The organism is Citrobacter sp. Cpo061 (assembly GCF_030332845.1).
Taxonomy (GTDB): Bacteria; Pseudomonadota; Gammaproteobacteria; order Enterobacterales; family Enterobacteriaceae; genus Citrobacter; species Citrobacter portucalensis.
On sequence record NZ_JAOWHB010000041.1, the window covers coordinates 101340 to 119716 of the forward strand.

The following is an 18377-nucleotide window of genomic DNA, read 5'->3' on the forward strand; positions in this document are numbered from 1 at the left end:
AGCATGGAATCTAAAAGTGGGGAAGCCAAAGTGCAAAAGGTAAAAAACTGGTCGCCCGTGTGGATATTCCCTATCGTCACTGCACTCATTGGCGCGTGGGTACTGTTTTATCACTACAGTCATCAGGGGCCACAGGTCACGCTGATTACCACCAATGCCGAAGGTATTGAAGGGGGCAAAACGACGATTAAGAGCCGCAGCGTGGATGTCGGTATCGTCGAGAGCGCAACCCTGACTGATGATTTGACCCATGTGGAGATTAAAGCGCGTCTTAACTCCGGAATGGAAAAGCTGCTGCATAAAGATTCTGTCTTTTGGGTGGTGAAGCCGCAGGTTGGACGTGAAGGTATCAGTGGGCTCGGCACGTTATTGTCCGGGGCTTATATTGAACTGCAGCCCGGCAATAAAGGCAGTAAGCTGGAAAATTACCAACTGCTGGATTCACCGCCGCTGGCTCCGCCAGATGCAAAAGGGATCCGTGTGATTCTGGACAGTAAAAAAGCCGGTCAGTTGAGCCCAGGCGATCCGGTGCTTTTCCGCGGCTATCGTGTGGGCTCGGTTGAAACCAGCACGTTTGATGCGCAAAAGCGTACGATCAGCTATCAGCTTTTCATCAATGCGCCTAACGATCGTCTGGTGACCAGCAATGTACGTTTCTGGAAAGACAGCGGGATCGCCGTAGATCTTACCTCAGCAGGTATGCGCGTAGAAATGGGATCGCTCTCCACGCTGTTTGGCGGTGGTGTAAGTTTTGATGTGCCCGAAGGACTGGAACAAGGTCAACCGGTTGAGCAGCAGGCCTCATTTAACCTCTATGACGATCAAAAAAGTATTCAGGATTCCCTGTATACCGATCATATTGATTACCTGATGTTCTTTAAAGATTCGATTCGTGGCCTACAGCCTGGTGCACCGCTGGAATTCCGTGGCATCCGCTTGGGTACGGTGAGTAAAGTACCTTTCTTCTCACCGAATATGCGTCAGGTATTTAACAATGATTACCGTATTCCGGTGCTGGTGCGTATTGAACCAGAACGTCTGAAGGCACAGCTGGGAGAAGATACCGATGTTGGCGCTCATTTGGAGCAACTGCTTAAACGCGGATTACGAGGATCGCTCAAAACCGGGAACCTGGTGACCGGCGCGCTGTATGTCGATCTCGACTTCTACCCGAAAGAGCCGCCGATTACCGGTGTACGCGAATTCAATGGTTATCAAATTATTCCGACCGTGAGCGGTGGTCTGGCGCAGATCCAACAGCGTCTGATGGAAGCGTTGGATAAGATTAACAATCTGCCGCTGAACCCGATGATTGAGCAGGCAACCAATACGCTGTCGGAAAGCCAGCGCACAATGAAACATCTGCAAACCACGCTGGATAACATGAACAAGATCACGTCCAGCCAGTCGATGCAGGATCTGCCGGCGGATATGCAGAACACGCTACGTGAACTGAATCGTAGTATGCAGGGCTTCCAGCCTGGTTCCGCGGCCTACAACAAGATGGTGGCGGATATGCAGCGTCTTGATCAGGTACTGCGTGAACTGCAACCGGTACTGAAAACGTTGAACGATAAGAGTAATGCGCTGGTATTTGAAGCGAAGGACAAAAAAGATCCAGAGCCGAAGAGGGCGAAACAATGAAAAAATGGCTAGTGGTGATGATGGCGGTCTGGCTGACGTCATGTAGCTCCAGCGGAGAAAATAAAAGCTATTACCAGCTCCCTATCGCACAAGGCGGTGTGCAGAGCTCCGCCAATCAGGGAAACCGTCTGCTGTGGGTTGAACAGATTGCGGTACCTGATTATCTGGCCGGTAATGGGGTGGTTTACCAGACCAGCGATGTGCAATATGTGATAGCCAATAATAATCTCTGGGCCAGCCCATTAGATCAGCAATTGCGCAATACACTGGTTGCGAACCTCAGTATGCAGTTGCCTGGCTGGGTTGTCGCTTCACAACCGCTGGGAAGCACTCAGGATACGCTGAACGTGACCGTAACTGGCTTCCACGGTCGGTACGATGGTAAGGTTATTGTGAGCGGTGAATGGTTGCTGAATCATCAGGGACAACTGATCAAACGCCCGTTCCACGTCGAAGCTGTACAGACGAAAGACGGCTACGATGAGATGGTGAAGGTTCTAGCCAATACCTGGAGTCAGGAAGCGACGGCTATTGCTCAAGAGCTGAAACGCATCCCTTAAGCTTAAATAATTGTAAATTATGCCGCCCCTGGTTCATTGCCCGGGGCGGTTTTTTTTATTTTTTTAGCCGTGAAGATAGCTGTTCTGACTGACTATTTTTGTACAAATGATTTAGAGGCTAGCTCACAAATATGACACTGGCGTGAATTTTGCGCATTGACGAGCCTGATGTTTAGGGGTATTCGTTTAGTGTGATTGCACACTTAGTAATCACTGTTTTCTTTTCCACCAGACCCAAAAATGAGGGAAACGAGGCATGAAGAGACAAAAACGAGATCGCCTGGAACGGGCACATCAACGTGGATATCAGGCCGGCATTGCCGGACGCTCAAAAGAAATGTGTCCCTATCAGACGCTGAATCAGAGGTCATACTGGCTGGGAGGCTGGCGAGAAGCCATGGGGGATAGGGTTTTAATGGCCTGATTCTGTCTCTTTAGATAAAAGAAACCTCCGCAGAGCGGAGGTTTCGCCTTTTTGCACACCAGATAAAACGGGGAAACGTTAATGTCTGGCTGCTTCGCAGTTCTGGATTAGAACGCGGAAGTGTCCTGGAACAGACCCACTTTCAGATCGTTTGCAGTGTAGATCAGACGACCATCAACCAGCACTTCACCATCTGCCAGGCCCATGATCAGGCGACGGTTAACGATGCGTTTGAAGTGAATACGGTAAGTGACTTTCTTCGCGGTCGGCAGAACCTGGCCGGTGAATTTAACTTCGCCTACGCCCAGCGCACGGCCTTTACCTTCGCCGCCCAGCCAGCCGAGATAGAATCCAACCAGTTGCCACATGGCGTCGAGACCCAGGCAGCCCGGCATCACCGGATCGCCGATAAAGTGACAACCGAAGAACCACAGGTCCGGGTTGATATCCAGTTCAGCTTCAACATAACCTTTGTCAAAGTTGCCACCGGTTTCGGTCATCTTGATGACACGGTCCATCATCAGCATGCTTGGTGCTGGCAGTTGTGGCCCTTTAGCGCCAAACAGCTCACCGCGACCAGAGGCAAGAAGGTCTTCTTTCGTATAGGATTCGCGTTTATCTACCATGTTCTCTGTAAGCCTTATTTTATTGAAGCACGCAGGATAGCTAACACGTGTACGCTGAACAAGTCCGATCAGTTCGGAATAATCCAGTTCAGCCAACGTAGCGGCCATGGAAAACGGTGACGACCTTCCTGTTGCGTTGCCGTGGCAATACGCTCCTGAATGGTTTGCATCAGCGTTGTCTGGCCTTCGCCATCCCACACCAGATTTAACAACAGTGGCAGCGCATCAGTCACGTCGTCCACCGCCCAGATAGTGAATTTTTCTTCTTCTATGGCCTGTAGCAGCGCAGGCTGCAGGCTGAGGTGTCTGACGTTAGCCGAAGGAATGATAACGCCCTGTGTGCCTGTCAGCTCGCGCTGCTGGCAGATGGCGAAGAAACCTTCAATTTTCTCATTCAGACCACCGACAGGTTGCGCCCGACCAAACTGATCGACAGAACCGGTAATAGCGATACTTTGATTAACAGGTACGTCGGCGAGGGCGCTAATCAATGCGCACAGTTCTGCCATGGACGCGCTGTCACCGTCCACCTCACTGTAAGATTGCTCAAAGGTCAGCGAGGCAGAGAAGGGGATCTGTTGCTCCAGCTGGAGTTCCGACATCAGGAACGCCTGCATAATCATCATACCCTTGGCATGAATATTTCCGCCAAGCTCGGCTTTGCGCTCAATATCCGTAAACTCGCCGTCGCCAATATGCACGACGCAACTGATACGAGAAGGCTCGCCAAATGCGCGTGGGTGGCCTGGAAACTCAATCACCGACAAGGCGTTGATCTGGCCAATACGCTCGCCTTCTGTCTCGATAAGGATTTGCTCTTGCAGAATTTCATCCTGCATGCGTTCAGCCAGGAATCCCTCACGCCATTCGCGCTGAGCCAGCATCAGGCTGAACTGCTCAGCGTTGCAGGTTTCGCCCTCGCATAACGGTGCCACCTCTTTGAACTGTCGGGTGATCCACAGCGGGTTAAGCGGCAATGTATCCTGTTCACCGGTATAGCGAACGGCTTCACGGATCAGAACCTGCCAGGCATCGGGAGCGGGGTAAGGCAAATTATTGCGCATGGCAGTATGCGTGACCCATTGACACCACTGCGTCATGGTTTCGGCATCCACAATCTGCAGATTATCTTCAAACTCGCTGTAAATGGCCTGCTCAGCCAATTCTGGTTCCATGTCCTGGAAATCCGCCAGCGATTCACGCTCACCCACCAAAATCACTTTCAGTTTAAGCGGCATAGGCGGAACGGAGACAGGCAGCGGGCGAGACTCATCAAAAGCCACCCAATCAAAACGCTCGTGGCTGACAATGGCTTTCAGGCGCATCCATAACAGCGGTTGGGCCAACAGCGTGCGCAATGAGATAACCAGCACACCTCCATTGGCCTGATGTACCAGACCTGGCTGTAGCGTGATTTCACCATTGAACTGACGTAGACAGCCGAACAGTTGTTCGGCTTCGGCCCAGTCAGCGCTGACCACCTGCGTTAACGTCGCAAAATTGTCTTCCGTTTTCTCAGCTGTACGATAACGAATAGTGTGACCGGAGATGTCGTAATGACCGCCAGTCAGGCTTCCTGCATCCGTGTGCAAGGGACGTGCAGCCTTTGCAATAAGGTTGAGATACTCAAGCTCTTCCGGTGCTTTTACCAACATGAACGAGGATGTTGTCCAGTGCTGAAGAAGCTGCTCTAGCGCGAATTGTAAACGTGGCTGAGTATCACTAAGTAAGGTGTCGGTGTCGTCAGTGACGTGCGGCTGTGCAAATACTTCCTGATAACTGTCGGTATCAGGAACCAGATCACGCCATGCAAGTTTCGTAATGGTCAAAGTTGATGTTTTTTAGTCTGTTGTAAAAAACGAGATTATACCGTAACCCTCACCACTAAACACCTGGAAAGCACCGCGAAACGGTTGTGATGACGCGCGACAGTTCACAGGCTGGATATTCTTTTCTTCAGATGCCGAAAAAGCTGATATTCTGATAAGAGTTACACGGTAACATTGAGATCGCAATGAAATATCAACAACTTGAAAACCTTGAAAGCGGCTGGAAATGGAAGTATCTGGTGAAGAAGCATCGTGAGGGGGAATTAATCACCCGTTACGTCGAGGCCAGCGCTGCCAAAGAAGCCGTTGATTTATTGCTAACCCTCGAAAATGAACCGGTTCGGGTCAATAGCTGGATTGAAGAACACATGAATCCTGCGCTGCTTAATCGTATGAAACAAACCATACGTGCCAGGCGCAAGCGGCACTTTAATGCTGAGCATCAGCATACCCGGAAGAAATCCATCGATCTGGAATTTATGGTCTGGCAGCGTCTGGCAGGTCTTGCGCAGCGGCGCGGAAAAACGCTTTCTGAAACTATTGTGCAGCTGATTGAAGACGCAGAGCATAAAGAGAAGTACGCGAACAAAATGTCGACATTGAAACAGGATTTACAGGCGTTGCTGGGGAAAGAGTAGCGGTCGGCTGGTTGAATGCGTGGCTTACTTTGGATGAAAACAGATGAAAAAAAACCCCGCTATGCGGGGTTTTTTATAAGACGATAACTTAAGCCTGAGGCTGAGTTACAACGTCTTTGATGCCTTTAACTTCGATCTCAACACGACGATCCGGAGCCAGGCAGTCGATCAGTGCAGCGCGAGCTTTCACGTTGTCACAGGTGTTGCCAGTAACTGGGTTGGATTCACCCATACCACGTGCAGAGATTTTGTCAGAAGGAATACCTTTAGAGATCAGGTAATCAACAACGGACTGAGCACGTTTCTCGGACAGACCCTGGTTGTAAGCGTCAGAACCGATGCGGTCAGTGAAGCCCAGAACCACTACGGAACCGTCTTTCGGATCCAGGTTGCTCAGCTGGCTGTACATCTGGTCCAGAGCCTGCTGGCCTTCTGGTTTCAGAGTTGCTTTGTTGAAGTTGAACAGAACGTCAGACTTCAGAGTGAAGTGCTTGGTCTGTACTTCTGGAGCCGGAGCCGGAGCAACAACTACTGGAGCTGCTTCTTCCTGCTGACCGAAACGGTAAGAAACACCAACGCTCAACAGGCCGTTATCCGGACGACCGCCAACGGTGTTCGCGTCACCGATGTTGTTGGTCCACTGGTATTCCAGACGGGTAGCGATTTCAGGAGTAATTGCATACTCTACGCCACCAGCGAATACTGGGGATACACCAGTGTCGTGGTCTTTGAAGCCATCGTTGTTTTTAGCGTCTGCACGCCAAACCATACCACCCAGACGGGTATAAACGTCCAGATCGTCAGTGATTGGGTAACCCAGTTTAGCGGTCAGTTGAACGCCCTGAGCTTTGAAAGCGCCATTCTGCTCGCTGCCTTTGTATGGCATACGGCCTAACCAGTCGTAACCCATTTCGAAACCAACGTACGGGTTAACCTGATAACCACCGAACGCACCGGCACCCAGTTGGCTTTCGTGGGTCGGACCGTTGTTGTCGATACGGTTGTTGCCAATATCATGGAACTGAGACCAGCCCAGTTTAGCACCAGTATACCAGGTGTTATCTTTCGGAGCGGCCTGCGCCACGGTAGCGAAACCAGCCAGTGCCACTGCAATTGCGATAGCTGTCTTTTTCATTTTTTGCGCCTCGTTATCATCCAAAATTCGCCATGAATATCTCCGAAGAGAGATAACACGGTTAAATCCTTCACCCGGGGACCAGTTCAATAGTTACTCTACCGATATCTGCGGCTTACGCCGAGCACCCCTGGCGATGTAAAGTCTACAACGTAGTTGAAAACTTACAAGTGTGAAGTCCGTCAGGCATATGAAAAAAAAAGGCTTGTATACACAATATTTAACATTTATAGCTGAATAAATGTACTGAGGATATCCTGAAAACCGCTTCAGACAAGCGTTCAGACGAAAAACACATTACAGCTCAAAGACAAATTGAGAGATGAAAAAAAATTCCAGGATAAATCCTAATTTTACTCAATGATACAAATTCGAGTGAATTTTTAGCCCGGAATGCTGTCTGCCCGCAAGTGTCTGGGCGCGAACCGGACGCATGATAAAACCCATCGCATTACCTTCATCAGCCGCTTTGACCAGTTCGGCATGTTCATCTTCCGTTAATTCTTCCGCCAGCCAGCCAATGACAACACTGTAATTACCCGTGCGTAGCGCACGAATCATCGATTCCAGCGTATTGCAGGGGGATAGCTGACTAATTTGCATGACTTTCGTCAATGGAAGTCCAGCTGACTGCACCCACTCCCGACTTAATTTTTGCTGAGGCGTCAGCCACAGCTGCCAGCGTGATTGTTGCCCTAACTGTTGCAGCAGGGGAAGCAGCAGCAGTTGTGTCATCATGGGCTGGTCCTCGCGATAGACAACTTCACTGATAAGCCCAGCGGTTGCGTTCTCTGATGAAACGCGCGCAATGTTGCTTGATGTGGAAGAGAACGACGATGAACGATTTGCATAGCCTGAAGTGTACATAATCAATCCAGCCCTGTGAGTTACTGTATGGATATACAGTAACCCTGCAATCAACAAAGATCAACCTTATTTTCGGAAACAGGTTCGCAATTTTTAGTCGTCGTCACGGGAAAAATAAAATTCATCTTGCCCCATACGCATAAGTTGCCTATTTTCGTCATTAACGGATCCGCTACTGAAAATCATTTGCTTACGTTATGATTTAAAAAGGATTTTTATGAAAGAGCTTTCTTATGCAAGGATCTATAAATCGCAGGAATATCTGGCTTCTCTGGGGACAATTCACTATCGCTCACTGTTTGGTGGCTACAGTCTGACGGTTGGCGATACGGTCTTTGCCATGGTCGCTAATGGTGAGCTGTATCTTCGCGCCTGTGAGCAGAGCGCCCAGTATTGTGTACAAAATTCTCCTGTCTGGCTGACATTTATTAAGCGCGGACGTCCTCTTGTACTTAATTATTACCAGGTGAACGATGCCCTGTGGCAAAACCAGCAGCAGTTGGTGTCGCTATCGCGATATTCGTTGGATGCAGCGGTTAAGGAAAAACAGAGTCGCTTTGCCCAGCATCGTCTGCGGGAATTGCCGAATATGACGTTTCATCTGGAGACTCTGTTGAATGAAGCTGGAATTAAAGATGAGGGGACCATGCGATCGTTGGGAGCACAAATGTGCTGGCTGAAACTTCGGCAAAATAACCCGGCTCTGACGGTAAAAGTACTCTATGCCCTTGAAGGCGCGGTAGGGGGGATACATGAAGCCGCGCTCCCGGCGACGCGTCGCCAGGAGCTGGTTGAGTGGGTAAGTTCTCTTACGCCGGAGCCGGGGTATTAGACGGCAGCACGTCAATTTGCTGCTGTAATCGCCGGATCTCTGGGAGCAGGGCGATCAATAGCCCAACTTGCTGAACGACCAGCGGCTCTTTACTGTCCGGGCGTGGTTCCAGGTGCTGAATTCGCTGCTTCAGCCCTTCTAACGCCTGATATACACGCTGCTCGTCAGCGGGTTGATGGTGAAGGGCATCATCAACATAGCAAACAGCGTCATCCAGCAATGCCAAAACGTCTGGATTGGTCAGCTGTTCGCGATGTGCGCCCAGCGCAGAAATATAGCTGGTAAACGTATGGTTGAGACACAGTAAACGGAACGCCGTTTCGCGGGTTTGGGCCGTGACATCCGGCTCGCTCGACATGTTTGATACCACGGAGGCGAGTTCAGCATCACGATTATGCGCATCACGGCGAGCGATACGGTAGGGCAGACGATTATCACGACCCTGATGATATTGCTCGAGAATAGCATCAAGGTAGCGGCAGTTAGCGTCAGTCGCCCGTTCAATTACCCGTGGTAGGTTACGAAAACGCCAGTCTGGCCAGATGAAACTGACAGCAGCCCAGGCGATAGCACAGCCAATTAGCGTATCGATGACACGCGGCAGTGCAACCTCAAAGCCTTCGCCGAGCAGGTTAAAGCACAGTAACACCAGCAGCGTGATAAACATGGTGGCGTGTGCATACTGGACGTTGCGAAAGGCAAAAAACAGTACACCAGTGATCACCAGGAGTATCAGTTGCCCTTCGAGAGAGGGCACAAACCACAGGATCGGTAAACCAATGGCAATCCCAACCAACGTGCCGATAATCCTGAGCGCCAGGCGATGTCGGGTGGCGTTGTAGTTTGGCTGACAGACAAACAGGCTGGTCAGCAAGATCCAGTATCCGTGATTCATGCCGGTTATCTGGATAATGGCGTAACCAACACAGAGCACTAACGACATGCGAACGGCATGGCGAAACAGAGCAGACTCAGGGGTGAAATTACGGCTCAGACGTAACCAGATATCACTGAATCCATGGGGACTGTCATCGGCAAGCTGATTTTCAGACTCATTGCGCGAGAGTACCTGAGCCTGTTCAGACTCTATGGTAGCAAGCTGCGCGTCGATTGCCCGTAGGTTTGACAGTAAAAAACCCAGCGTATTGAGCAGGTCGGCAGGTTCACCACTGGCACGCATGCGCTCAAGTGCGGCATCTATATGGGTGAAGGCGCGCTCAAAGTGCGGATCGTGCTGGTAAGGTGTGCGCAATAAAATACAGCGAGATAATTGTGAACAGGCTTGCCCTTGCATCGACATCAACCGCTGGAAACGGAACATCACATCGCTGTGACGGAAATGATCGCGTAGCGTTTGATACTGAATATGTGAAGAGCTTGCGCGTTCATGAATATCCTGCGCCACAAAATAGTAATGTAGCGTGCGACGTGTTCCCCGTTGTCCACGGTCACCGCGCAGGCGGGTCAGCAGCGACACTTTAGTCTGATTCAGCGTTGCCATCAGTTGGCCATTCGCGAGAGCTAAATCATACAACGGTGCCTGGCTTTCATCTTCTATGTCGGGGTCAAAAAGACGCGATTTCAGTTCCAGGTAGTGCGCTAACTGTTCGTAGCTGCGTGCCAGATTGTCCTGTAAGGGGCGGATGGGGAACAGAAGATGTCCGGTGAGCGTCAGCAGGTTATACCAGATAGCGCCAGCGAGCAGCAGGATGGGTTGTTGATACCACTGGTCGTAAAGCGAGGTGCCCAGCATCGTGTAAATGGCAATCAGCAATGCGCCAAAAGCAATAGTTGCATAGCGCTGGCCTAATCCCCCCAGCAGAATAAAGCCGCTGGTGGAAAGCGTTAAACCAATAGCAAACAGCCAGGGCCATGGGAAGAGCAGTTCAACGGAGGCTGAGGCAATAAAAAAGCACACCAGTGTGATGATTAAATTGCGCAATCGGCCCGCGAGACGATCGTCCAGATCGGTAAGTGCGGCAGCGACCATACCCAGCGTGAGTGGGATAGTCAGCTTGACGTCATCCAGCCACCAGGGTAGCGCCGTTGTGCCGCATAGCGCGATAAAAATCCGCACGTAGTACAGCCATGTGCTGTTCCAGGTATAGCGTTTGAGCAGAGGACTTAACATAAAGGCCATCGGTCCTGATTATTCAAAACGACGACGTGCATTGGCTTCACGCGCTGCACGGGCAACTTCTACTGAAACCACCCGGCGACCCACCGGCCAGAGCGCAATGGCAGCGATTTTAAAGTTTGCAATGCCAACCGGAATACCAATAATCGTAATGCACTGAGCAATACCAGAGATAATGTGCATCAGGCACAACCACCAGCCGAAGAAAATCAGCCAGAAAATATTGAGCACGGTGCCGCCGGTATTTAACAGGACGCTTTTACCGGCCGGATTCAGTTCATCGACATGAATCGCTTCGTTACCATAGGGAAACAGCGAAAGTCGGGTTATCTCCCAGCATGAACGGGTCAAGGGTAAAGTAAAAATAAGCACGACACTGACCAGCGTTGCCAGCAACCAGGCCAGGGTGGTGGCGAACCCCCCAAGCACAAAATTTAAAATATTCAGAACAGTACGCATAAACCCTCGGTTAACTCTGGTTTTCTGTGAATTCGGCAATTGTAACGTTTTTTTGGGCTGGAGCACGTTTTCTCTGGCGGTTACACTGATAAGCAAACCTCTTCGTGTGGATCCGCTTGAGTCTTATGGAACTGAAAGCAACTTCTCTTGGAAAACGTCTGGCACAACACCCTTACGATCGGGCCGTTATTCTCAATGCCGGGATTAAAGTTTCCGGCGATCGTCACGAGTATCTTATTCCCTTCAATCAGTTACTGGCTATTCATTGCAAACGCGGCCTGGTATGGGGCGAGCTGGAGTTTGTACTCCCGGATGAGAAGGTGGTTCGTCTTCACGGTACAGAGTGGGCGGAAACCCAGCGCTTCCATCATCATTTGAATGCGCTCTGGCAACAGTGGAGCCAGGAAATGAGTGACGTTGCTGCGGGGGTTTTACAGCAGCAGTTGGATGCGATAGAGGCGCGTACTAGTGAAAGTAAATGGCTGACGCGCGAACAAACGTCAGGGCTGCAGCAGCAGATTCGCCGTGCCTTTGCCGCGTTACCGCTCCCGGTTAATCGGCTGGAGAAATTTGAAAATTGCCGGGAGGCGTTACGTCAATGCCAGGCATGGTTGAAAGACATTGAAGCCTGTCGCTTACAGCACAATCAGGCGTACACCGATGCAATGCTGGAAGAGTATGCCGAGTTTTTCCAGCATATTGAATCTTCGCCGTTGAACCCTGCTCAGGCGCGCGCGGTGGTGAACGGTGAGCAATCATTGTTGGTACTTGCAGGTGCTGGAAGCGGTAAAACATCTGTGTTGGTTGCCCGGGCTGGTTGGTTGCTTGCACGAGGAGAAGCCGCACCAGAACAGATCCTGTTGCTGGCGTTTGGACGCAAAGCCGCCCAGGAGATGGATGACCGCATCCGTGAGCGTCTGCATACGGATGAGGTCACCGCACGGACGTTCCATTCACTCGCGTTGCACATTATTTCGCAAGGCAGCAAAAAAGTCCCAACGGTAAGCAAGCTTGAAAATGATGCTATCGCGCGCAACAAACTCTTTATAACAACCTGGCGTCAGCAGTGCAGTGAGAAAAAGGCTCAGGCTAAAGGCTGGCGACAATGGTTAGAAGAAGAAATGCAGTGGTCTGTACCCGAAGGTAATTTCTGGGATGACGAAAAATTACAGCGCCGTCTGGCCTCCCGGTTGGATCGCTGGGTTAGTTTGATGCGAATGCATGGCGGAGCACAGGCGGAGATGATTGCTAATGCTCCGGAGGAGATCCGTGATCTGTTCAGTAAACGCATAAAGCTAATGGCGCCGCTGCTCAAGGCCTGGAAGAGTGCCCTGAAGGATGAGAATGCCGTCGATTTCTCCGGGTTGATCCATCAGGCTATTGTCATTCTGGAGAAGGGGCGGTTTATCAGTCCGTGGAAACATATTCTGGTCGATGAATTTCAGGATATTTCTCCTCAGCGCGCCGCCCTGTTAGCCGCCTTGCGTAAGCAAAACTCGCAGACTACGCTGTTTGCCGTGGGTGATGACTGGCAGGCCATTTACCGGTTCAGCGGAGCACAGCTTTCTCTGACAACCGCATTTCAGCAAAATTTTGGTGAGGGCGATCGCTGTAATCTGGATATGACTTACCGTTTTAATAGCCGTATCGGCGAAGTCGCAAACCAGTTTATCCAGCAAAACCCACACCAGCTCACAAAACCGCTGAACAGTCTGACGACCGGTGATAAAAAAGCCGTCACGTTGCTCGACGAAAGCCAGTTAGATCTGTTGCTGGATAAGCTGTCGGGTTTTGTAAAAGCCGAAGAGAGAATTCTGGTGCTGGCGCGATACCATCATCTCAAACCTGCCAGCCTGGACAAAGCGGCCACCCGCTGGCCCAAGCTGCAGCTGGATTTTATGACTATTCATGCCAGCAAAGGGCAGCAGGCGGATTATGTCATTGTTATGGGGCTTCATGAAGGGAATGACGGTTTCCCGGCTCCGGCTCGCGAGTCGATTATGGAAGAGGCGTTACTCCCGGCTGTTGAAGATTTTCCTGATGCGGAAGAGAGACGGTTGCTGTATGTGGCGCTAACGCGTGCGCGGCATCGGGTATGGCTACTGTTTAGCAAAGACGCGCCATCATGCTTTGTTGATGAGCTTAAGCAATTAGACGTTCCGGTGACCAGGAAACCCTGAAAAGCAGGCGGCAATTACCGCCTGCTTAGCGTTTATTTGAGGCGTTCTGCCAGATAACGGGCGTAATCCGGGATCAAGATATCTGTTGCGTCGTTGAAGTTTGGCGACTGGATAATAAAATCAGCCGTTGACACGTTGGTGGCGACTGGAATGTTCCAGACCGTGGCCAGGCGTAGCAGGGCTTTGACATCAGGATCGTGGGGAACGGCGTTGAGCGGATCCCAGAAGAAAATCAGCACATCAATTTTCCCTTCTGAAATCAGCGCACCCACCTGCTGGTCCCCCCCCATCGGGCCGCTCAGCATGGCGTTGACGTCCATTCCTGTCGCGCGTTGAATTAAGTTTCCTGTTGTTCCTGTTGCATACAGAACGTGTTTTTCCAGTAATGGCTGGTGGCGTTCAACCCAGCTCATCAACATCTTTTTGCAGTGATCGTGTGCGACCAACGCAATATGTTTCTGCGCTGGCAATGTGCGAGTCGTTAATTCCATAGTACAGCTCCCAAGTTAACCTTGTTACAGAGTACTGGAAGCACTTGACGCTGCAAGAGAAAGACAAAAAAAATGCGTATACGAACATAAATGTCACGATGGGGGTTGTTTCTCCGCCCATTGTAAGAAGTTACTTCGCGTTTGTGCGTCAGCCTGTTGAAACCAATATTTTAAGCGCTGCTCGGTCAGTGTTTGCGACTGAGGCGGCACGCGATCCAGTTCTGACACCCCGGAAAGCAGCGAACTGTCATCGGCCATCATTGTGGCAAATTGCGGTAAAGACGCATGCTTAGCCGCTTTGTTATAGCGCTCTGTTTCCATTTCATAATCTACGATTTTTGCGGTGGACGTGATTGACAGAATATCCAGCTTAACCGGTATAGGCATGGAGTCCCCATCCAGCAGTTCTACGCGCGGGGCATCATCAAAATGCGTTGCATCCCGCTCGTTGCTCAGACGTGGGAGGTGGAAATTAACCTGACTGACGAGTTGGGTATCAAAGCTGATGACCAACGGAGGCGAAATATACAGACGTTCTTCGTGGCTGGACAGGCGAATGGTTTTTTCTACGCGAAACACGAGCTGGTGCCGACCATTTTCCAGCTCAATACTGTCGGCACCACGCAGTAATGAGCTGGAGACTTTTTTTCCGTCCAGTACCAGAAGGTCAATATCATTAGACAGACGTAAAGAGGTAGCAAAAACGGTTACCGGCAAACATAGGGCAATCAAGGCTGTCACAATGCCGGCTTTCATAGGTTTCTCCTGTCCAGAAAATATCTCTATAAGATGTATCTAAATTTTTCGATAATCATGTTTACTAACATATAGACATATTTTTGAGTTTAGCTCTCATGCGCCAGTATGGGATGAATGGTTGCAAAGTCAGGTTTGTCGTACACTTTGCTAAACAGCCTGGAGGAAAACGATGAAAGAGACCGATATTGCTGGCATTTTGACAACGACCCGTACGATTGCGCTGGTGGGGGCAAGCGATAAACCCGATCGTCCAAGCTATCGGGTGATGAAATATTTACTCGATCAGGGCTATCACGTTATTCCTGTTTCACCGAAGGTTGCCGGAAAAACGCTGCTGGGGCAGCAGGGTTATGCGACGCTGGCAGATGTACCAGAGAAAGTGGATATGGTAGATGTCTTCCGTAATTCTGAAGCGGCGTGGGGTGTTGCTCAGGAGGCAATTGCCATCGGCGCGAAGACGCTATGGATGCAGCTCGGCGTGATTAACGAGCAGGCAGCCGTGCTGGCTCGCGATGCAGGGATGACGGTGGTGATGGATCGCTGCCCGGCGATTGAGATCCCGCGGCTGGGACTGGCGAAGTAAGGCTGATCTGTAGCCGAACAAAACGCACAGGCCCGATTAGCGAATCGCCATCGGGCCTGTGTTAGCATCAATTGCGCAGGCGCGGGGCCTGAAGCTGTTTTCGAATTGTTCGCGCCAGTTCATCCATCGACGGTTGCTCCGGATGTTCTTCCTGTAGCTCACTACTCAGTTGTGCTTCGGCCAGATACGTATGCACTGGCAGACCATTATCGTCTTCCATCACCACGTGATACCAGGGAGCGGCGCGAAGTTCGTCGTTAACCGCCAACTCATCGGCTGACGGTTGATCAAGCGAATATTCCGGGTCGATATCCACGACCACTCCGAGGTAACCTAACAGGGAATGGCGGACCTGCTGGCCGATACCGAATTTGCTGGCAATCATAGTCACCTCCCGGGAAATAGATACCCTTTATGTAAGGGTAATATTCCACTTTTCAAGTTACATGATGCGACAGGCAAACCCTTTCAGATACAGCCCTTCCGGGTAGGTAGCGATCACCGGGTGATCGGCGGCCTGACGGAACTGCTCTATAAATTGTACATCACGACCAGCATCTATTGCGGCATCAGCGATGATTTTCTGAAATAAATCGGTGGTCATTAGCCCAGAGCAGGAGAAAGTCAGCAGCACACCGCCAGGATTGAGCAACTGAATAGCCAGCATATTGATGTCCTTATAGCCGCGGCAGGCACCCATCAACTGGCTTTTGTTTTCGACAAATTTCGGCGGATCCATCACGATGACGTCGAATTTCTCACCACGATCGCGATAAGCACGCAGAAGTTTGAACACATCATCACGCACGAACTCAGCTTTGCTCAGATCCAGCTTGTTCAGTTCCACGTTCTGGCGGGCAATATCGAGCGCTTCCTGAGAGGTGTCAACGCTGACGACCTGACGGCATCCGCCCATTAATGCTGAGACCGCAAAGCCGCCGGTATAAGAGAAACAGTTCAGTACACGCTGATTTTCCACATAACGACGCGTGGCCAGGCGGCTGTCGCGTTGATCGAGGTAATAGCCGGTTTTGTGACCATGCTGAATATCAACCAGCAGCTTCATTCCGTGCTCTTCAATCGGCAGCAGGGCTGGCGGAAGCTCACCCGTTACTGGCCCTTGAGTCAGCTCCATACCTTCTTTTTTACGTACGGCCACATCGCTACGGTCATAAATGGCGCAGTCCGGGAAAACAATTTGCAGAGCGCTAATCAGCGCGGCGCGTTGGTATTCAGCCCCCGCACTGAGCAACTGCAACACCAGGAAGTTGCCGAAGCGGTCAATGGTGATGCCCGGCAGGCCATCGGATTCTCCGGCGATCAGACGGTAACTGTCCAGACCGTCTTTTTTCGCCAGCCAGTCACGCCATGTTTGCGCTTGTTGTAGACGACGGGTGAAGAAATCAATATCGATGGACTCAGACTTGTCGAATGTCCAGACGCGTGCACGGATCTGCGACGCGGGTGAGTACGCGCCGCGTGCTAACCATTTACCCTGATGGTCAACAATATCGATGGTTTCACCGAGGTTGGCTTTACCTTCCATACGTGCGACAGCACCGGAAAATACCCACGGATGGCGGCGCAGTAATGATTTTTCGCGCCCTTTGGCTAACACTAAACGTACACTCATAATTTACTATTCTGTCAATTCAAAGAAATGGGCGCCATTGTCCTGAGTTTTACGCATATTTGCAACGCGCGCTGTGATGATAAGGAGAACCGCAATGTCGAAAGTCTGCATAATCGCCTGGGTCTATGGCCGGGTTCAGGGGGTAGGATTTCGCTACACCACCCAGCATGAAGCACAACGGCTGGGGTTGACCGGCTACGCGAAGAATATGGATGACGGCAGCGTAGAGGTTGTCGCCTGCGGTGAAAGCGACCGGGTAGAACAGCTGATGAAGTGGTTGAAAGCCGGGGGGCCGAGCAGCGCCAGGGTTGACCGGGTTCTCAGTGAACCACATCGTCCTGGCGACGAGCTAAAGGGATTTAGTATCCGCTATTAAATACATTTCACCGGTTTCGGCAGGCCGGCAATTTTAGTCGCCTGCTTGGCCGGACCTTTCGGGAACAGGCGGTAGAGATAACGGCTGTTGCCTTTCTCTTCGCCAAACTTGTTGGCCATCGCTTTTACCAGCATGCGGATAGCGGGGGAGGTATTAAACTCCAGATAAAACTCGCGGACAAAACGCACCACTTCCCAGTGTTCCGCGGAGAGCGTAATGCCTTCGTTTTCGGCGATTCTCTCCGCCAGCGCCTCGCTCCACAGCGTGGTATCTTTCAGATAGCCTTCGCTATCGGTACTGATTTCTTTACCTTCAAAGATCAACATAATTCGTCACTGCGTTAGTCAAACTGGCGGCAGTTTACCAAAAAAGAAAGCCCCGCATAAGCGGGGCTGGATAATGCGTGTGGACATCTTAATCGCGGCTGGCGAAGCCCAGAATACTCAGCAGGCTGACGAAGATGTTGTACAGCGAAACATACAGGCTAACGGTGGCACGAATATAGTTGGTTTCACCGCCGCGGATGATATTGCTGGTTTCAAACAGGATTGCGCCTGAAGAAATCAGAATGAACACCGCGCTGATTGCCAGATGTAATGCTGGCAGTTGCAGGAAGATATTGGCAACCATACCAATCAACACCACTACAACACCCGCCATCAGCATACCGCCGAGGAAGGACATATCTTTACGCGTGGTCAGCACATAGGCCGAGCAGCTGAAGAAGACCAGCGCCGTACCGCCCAGCGCCATGGCGATAACATCACCCATGCCTGCGGACAGGTATGTATTCAGCATCGGTCCCAAGATGTAGCCCAGGAAGCCAGTGAAAGCGAAAGCTGACAGAATACCAACCGGTTTATCCGCCGTTTTATAGGTCAGGAACATCAGACCATACATACCCACCAGCGTCAGGATAAGTCCCGGAGAAGGTAACATCAGTACGGTACTGGCGGTTGCGGTGATCGCTGAAAACGCCAGCGTCAGGCTGAGCAGGAAATAGGTATTGCGCAGCACCTTATGCGTGCTGAGTAGCGATGTACGCTCGCGCGAAGAACTAATAATACGATCCATGAGTCACTCTCTTATGACAGATGTAATTAATGATGGAGGATAATGAAATCAAGAGGAATGACACAGCGGTTTTACCCATCTTTACGCATTTTAGCCCGCCAGACTTAAGCATATTATTTCAACAAAAGTT

The 18377-nt window shown here is 50.9% G+C and carries 20 protein-coding genes; 8 read left to right on the top strand and 12 right to left on the bottom strand.

Annotation, left to right across the window (positions count from 1 at the left end):
* The first annotated feature begins 3 nt into the window (after positions 1–3).
* From pqiB to rmf, 3 genes are all read left to right on the top strand, one after another.
* Positions 4–1644 (top strand): intermembrane transport protein PqiB, encoded by a 1641-nt coding sequence (gene pqiB / locus OGX97_RS11310; protein ID WP_020996511.1) that lies wholly within the window; start codon positions 4–6, stop codon positions 1642–1644.
* Positions 1641–2204 (top strand): membrane integrity-associated transporter subunit PqiC, encoded by a 564-nt coding sequence (gene pqiC, locus OGX97_RS11315; protein ID WP_057067102.1) that lies wholly within the window; start codon positions 1641–1643, stop codon positions 2202–2204. The genes pqiB and pqiC overlap by 4 nt, the downstream gene beginning before the upstream one ends.
* 256 nt (positions 2205–2460) lie before the next feature.
* The gene (gene rmf, locus OGX97_RS11320) at positions 2461–2628 is read left to right on the top strand and encodes a ribosome modulation factor (protein ID WP_003035871.1); all 168 of its coding nucleotides are present in this window, start codon (positions 2461–2463) and stop codon (positions 2626–2628) included.
* A 107-nt stretch (positions 2629–2735) separates the two neighbouring features.
* Here the strand turns inward: rmf and fabA are convergent, their stop codons facing one another.
* Both fabA and OGX97_RS11330 read right to left on the bottom strand, forming a co-directional pair.
* Positions 2736–3254 carry a bifunctional 3-hydroxydecanoyl-ACP dehydratase/trans-2-decenoyl-ACP isomerase gene (fabA, locus tag OGX97_RS11325; protein ID WP_003035875.1) on the bottom strand — a complete coding sequence of 173 codons (519 nt, stop codon included), beginning with the start codon at positions 3252–3254 and terminating at the stop codon, positions 2736–2738.
* A 68-nt stretch (positions 3255–3322) separates the two neighbouring features.
* The gene (locus OGX97_RS11330; protein ID WP_032942904.1) at positions 3323–5083 is read right to left on the bottom strand and encodes an AAA family ATPase; all 1761 of its coding nucleotides are present in this window, start codon (positions 5081–5083) and stop codon (positions 3323–3325) included.
* Between the two features lie 185 nt (positions 5084–5268).
* On the opposite strand from OGX97_RS11330, the gene matP reads away from it, so the two are divergent.
* Positions 5269–5721 carry a macrodomain Ter protein MatP gene (matP, locus tag OGX97_RS11335; RefSeq protein ID WP_032942905.1) on the top strand — a complete coding sequence of 151 codons (453 nt, stop codon included), beginning with the start codon at positions 5269–5271 and terminating at the stop codon, positions 5719–5721.
* A gap of 88 nt (positions 5722–5809) precedes the next feature.
* Here the strand turns inward: matP and ompA are convergent, their stop codons facing one another.
* Both ompA and sulA read right to left on the bottom strand, forming a co-directional pair.
* Positions 5810–6856, bottom strand: a complete 1047-nt coding sequence (gene ompA, locus OGX97_RS11340; protein ID WP_020996510.1) for a porin OmpA — start codon at positions 6854–6856, stop codon at positions 5810–5812.
* Positions 6857–7213: 357 nt separating this feature from the next.
* Entirely contained in the window at positions 7214–7723 is a 510-nt protein-coding gene (gene sulA, locus OGX97_RS11345; RefSeq protein ID WP_008784287.1) for an SOS-induced cell division inhibitor SulA, read from the bottom strand.
* Between the two features lie 217 nt (positions 7724–7940).
* Between sulA and OGX97_RS11350 the strand changes: the two genes are divergently transcribed.
* Entirely contained in the window at positions 7941–8555 is a 615-nt protein-coding gene (locus tag OGX97_RS11350) for a TfoX/Sxy family DNA transformation protein (RefSeq protein WP_003831996.1), read from the top strand.
* Here OGX97_RS11350 and yccS read toward each other — a convergent pair.
* On the bottom strand, positions 8533–10686 hold the full coding sequence (gene yccS, locus OGX97_RS11355) for a YccS family putative transporter (RefSeq protein WP_279850510.1): 2154 nt from the start codon (positions 10684–10686) through the stop codon (positions 8533–8535). The genes OGX97_RS11350 and yccS overlap by 23 nt on opposite strands.
* An 18-nt stretch (positions 10687–10704) precedes the next feature.
* Positions 10705–11151 (bottom strand): YccF domain-containing protein, encoded by a 447-nt coding sequence (locus OGX97_RS11360; protein WP_003831998.1) that lies wholly within the window; start codon positions 11149–11151, stop codon positions 10705–10707.
* A 125-nt stretch (positions 11152–11276) separates the two neighbouring features.
* On the opposite strand from OGX97_RS11360, the gene helD reads away from it, so the two are divergent.
* Positions 11277–13331 (top strand): DNA helicase IV, encoded by a 2055-nt coding sequence (helD, locus tag OGX97_RS11365; protein WP_218659399.1) that lies wholly within the window; start codon positions 11277–11279, stop codon positions 13329–13331.
* A gap of 32 nt (positions 13332–13363) precedes the next feature.
* Here the strand turns inward: helD and mgsA are convergent, their stop codons facing one another.
* Both mgsA and csgI read right to left on the bottom strand, forming a co-directional pair.
* Positions 13364–13822: a methylglyoxal synthase gene (gene mgsA / locus OGX97_RS11370; RefSeq protein ID WP_003035897.1), complete on the bottom strand. Its 459-nt coding sequence runs from the start codon at positions 13820–13822 to the stop codon at positions 13364–13366.
* A gap of 93 nt (positions 13823–13915) precedes the next feature.
* On the bottom strand, positions 13916–14578 hold the full coding sequence (gene csgI / locus OGX97_RS11375; RefSeq protein WP_016149882.1) for a curli synthesis inhibitor: 663 nt from the start codon (positions 14576–14578) through the stop codon (positions 13916–13918).
* Positions 14579–14750: 172 nt separating this feature from the next.
* Here csgI and OGX97_RS11380 point away from each other — a divergent pair, with 172 nt between their 5' ends.
* Positions 14751–15164: a CoA-binding protein gene (locus OGX97_RS11380; RefSeq protein WP_032942909.1), complete on the top strand. Its 414-nt coding sequence runs from the start codon at positions 14751–14753 to the stop codon at positions 15162–15164.
* 67 nt (positions 15165–15231) lie between these two features.
* Here the strand turns inward: OGX97_RS11380 and hspQ are convergent, their stop codons facing one another.
* Both hspQ and rlmI read right to left on the bottom strand, forming a co-directional pair.
* Positions 15232–15549 (bottom strand): heat shock protein HspQ, encoded by a 318-nt coding sequence (hspQ, locus tag OGX97_RS11385; protein ID WP_003035905.1) that lies wholly within the window; start codon positions 15547–15549, stop codon positions 15232–15234.
* Between the two features lie 57 nt (positions 15550–15606).
* On the bottom strand, positions 15607–16797 hold the full coding sequence (gene rlmI, locus OGX97_RS11390; RefSeq protein WP_008784294.1) for a 23S rRNA (cytosine(1962)-C(5))-methyltransferase RlmI: 1191 nt from the start codon (positions 16795–16797) through the stop codon (positions 15607–15609).
* Positions 16798–16891: 94 nt separating this feature from the next.
* On the opposite strand from rlmI, the gene yccX reads away from it, so the two are divergent.
* Positions 16892–17173 (top strand): acylphosphatase, encoded by a 282-nt coding sequence (gene yccX, locus OGX97_RS11395; RefSeq protein WP_020996508.1) that lies wholly within the window; start codon positions 16892–16894, stop codon positions 17171–17173.
* On the opposite strand, the gene tusE is transcribed toward yccX, so the two are convergent.
* Both tusE and yccA read right to left on the bottom strand, forming a co-directional pair.
* The gene (gene tusE / locus OGX97_RS11400) at positions 17170–17499 is read right to left on the bottom strand and encodes a sulfurtransferase TusE (RefSeq protein WP_008784296.1); all 330 of its coding nucleotides are present in this window, start codon (positions 17497–17499) and stop codon (positions 17170–17172) included. The two genes, yccX and tusE, sit on opposite strands and share 4 nt — an antisense overlap.
* An 88-nt stretch (positions 17500–17587) precedes the next feature.
* Positions 17588–18247 carry an FtsH protease modulator YccA gene (yccA, locus tag OGX97_RS11405; RefSeq protein ID WP_008784297.1) on the bottom strand — a complete coding sequence of 220 codons (660 nt, stop codon included), beginning with the start codon at positions 18245–18247 and terminating at the stop codon, positions 17588–17590.
* Between the last annotated feature and the right edge of the window lie 130 nt (positions 18248–18377).

What these genes read in the sequence shown, in the direction of transcription:
- pqiB (WP_020996511.1), top strand. Translation starts at nt 4, where the DNA reads ATGGAATCTAAAAGTGGGGAAGCCAAAGTGCAAAAGGTAAAAAACTGG.
- pqiC (WP_057067102.1), top strand. Translation starts at nt 1,641, where the DNA reads ATGAAAAAATGGCTAGTGGTGATGATGGCGGTCTGGCTGACGTCATGT.
- rmf (WP_003035871.1), top strand. Translation starts at nt 2,461, where the DNA reads ATGAAGAGACAAAAACGAGATCGCCTGGAACGGGCACATCAACGTGGA.
- fabA (WP_003035875.1), bottom strand. Translation starts at nt 3,254, where the DNA reads ATGGTAGATAAACGCGAATCCTATACGAAAGAAGACCTTCTTGCCTCT.
- matP (WP_032942905.1), top strand. Translation starts at nt 5,269, where the DNA reads ATGAAATATCAACAACTTGAAAACCTTGAAAGCGGCTGGAAATGGAAG.
- ompA (WP_020996510.1), bottom strand. Translation starts at nt 6,856, where the DNA reads ATGAAAAAGACAGCTATCGCAATTGCAGTGGCACTGGCTGGTTTCGCT.
- sulA (WP_008784287.1), bottom strand. Translation starts at nt 7,723, where the DNA reads ATGTACACTTCAGGCTATGCAAATCGTTCATCGTCGTTCTCTTCCACA.
- OGX97_RS11350 (WP_003831996.1), top strand. Translation starts at nt 7,941, where the DNA reads ATGAAAGAGCTTTCTTATGCAAGGATCTATAAATCGCAGGAATATCTG.
- yccS (WP_279850510.1), bottom strand. Translation starts at nt 10,686, where the DNA reads ATGTTAAGTCCTCTGCTCAAACGCTATACCTGGAACAGCACATGGCTG.
- OGX97_RS11360 (WP_003831998.1), bottom strand. Translation starts at nt 11,151, where the DNA reads ATGCGTACTGTTCTGAATATTTTAAATTTTGTGCTTGGGGGGTTCGCC.
- helD (WP_218659399.1), top strand. Translation starts at nt 11,277, where the DNA reads ATGGAACTGAAAGCAACTTCTCTTGGAAAACGTCTGGCACAACACCCT.
- mgsA (WP_003035897.1), bottom strand. Translation starts at nt 13,822, where the DNA reads ATGGAATTAACGACTCGCACATTGCCAGCGCAGAAACATATTGCGTTG.
- csgI (WP_016149882.1), bottom strand. Translation starts at nt 14,578, where the DNA reads ATGAAAGCCGGCATTGTGACAGCCTTGATTGCCCTATGTTTGCCGGTA.
- OGX97_RS11380 (WP_032942909.1), top strand. Translation starts at nt 14,751, where the DNA reads ATGAAAGAGACCGATATTGCTGGCATTTTGACAACGACCCGTACGATT.
- hspQ (WP_003035905.1), bottom strand. Translation starts at nt 15,549, where the DNA reads ATGATTGCCAGCAAATTCGGTATCGGCCAGCAGGTCCGCCATTCCCTG.
- rlmI (WP_008784294.1), bottom strand. Translation starts at nt 16,797, where the DNA reads ATGAGTGTACGTTTAGTGTTAGCCAAAGGGCGCGAAAAATCATTACTG.
- yccX (WP_020996508.1), top strand. Translation starts at nt 16,892, where the DNA reads ATGTCGAAAGTCTGCATAATCGCCTGGGTCTATGGCCGGGTTCAGGGG.
- tusE (WP_008784296.1), bottom strand. Translation starts at nt 17,499, where the DNA reads ATGTTGATCTTTGAAGGTAAAGAAATCAGTACCGATAGCGAAGGCTAT.
- yccA (WP_008784297.1), bottom strand. Translation starts at nt 18,247, where the DNA reads ATGGATCGTATTATTAGTTCTTCGCGCGAGCGTACATCGCTACTCAGC.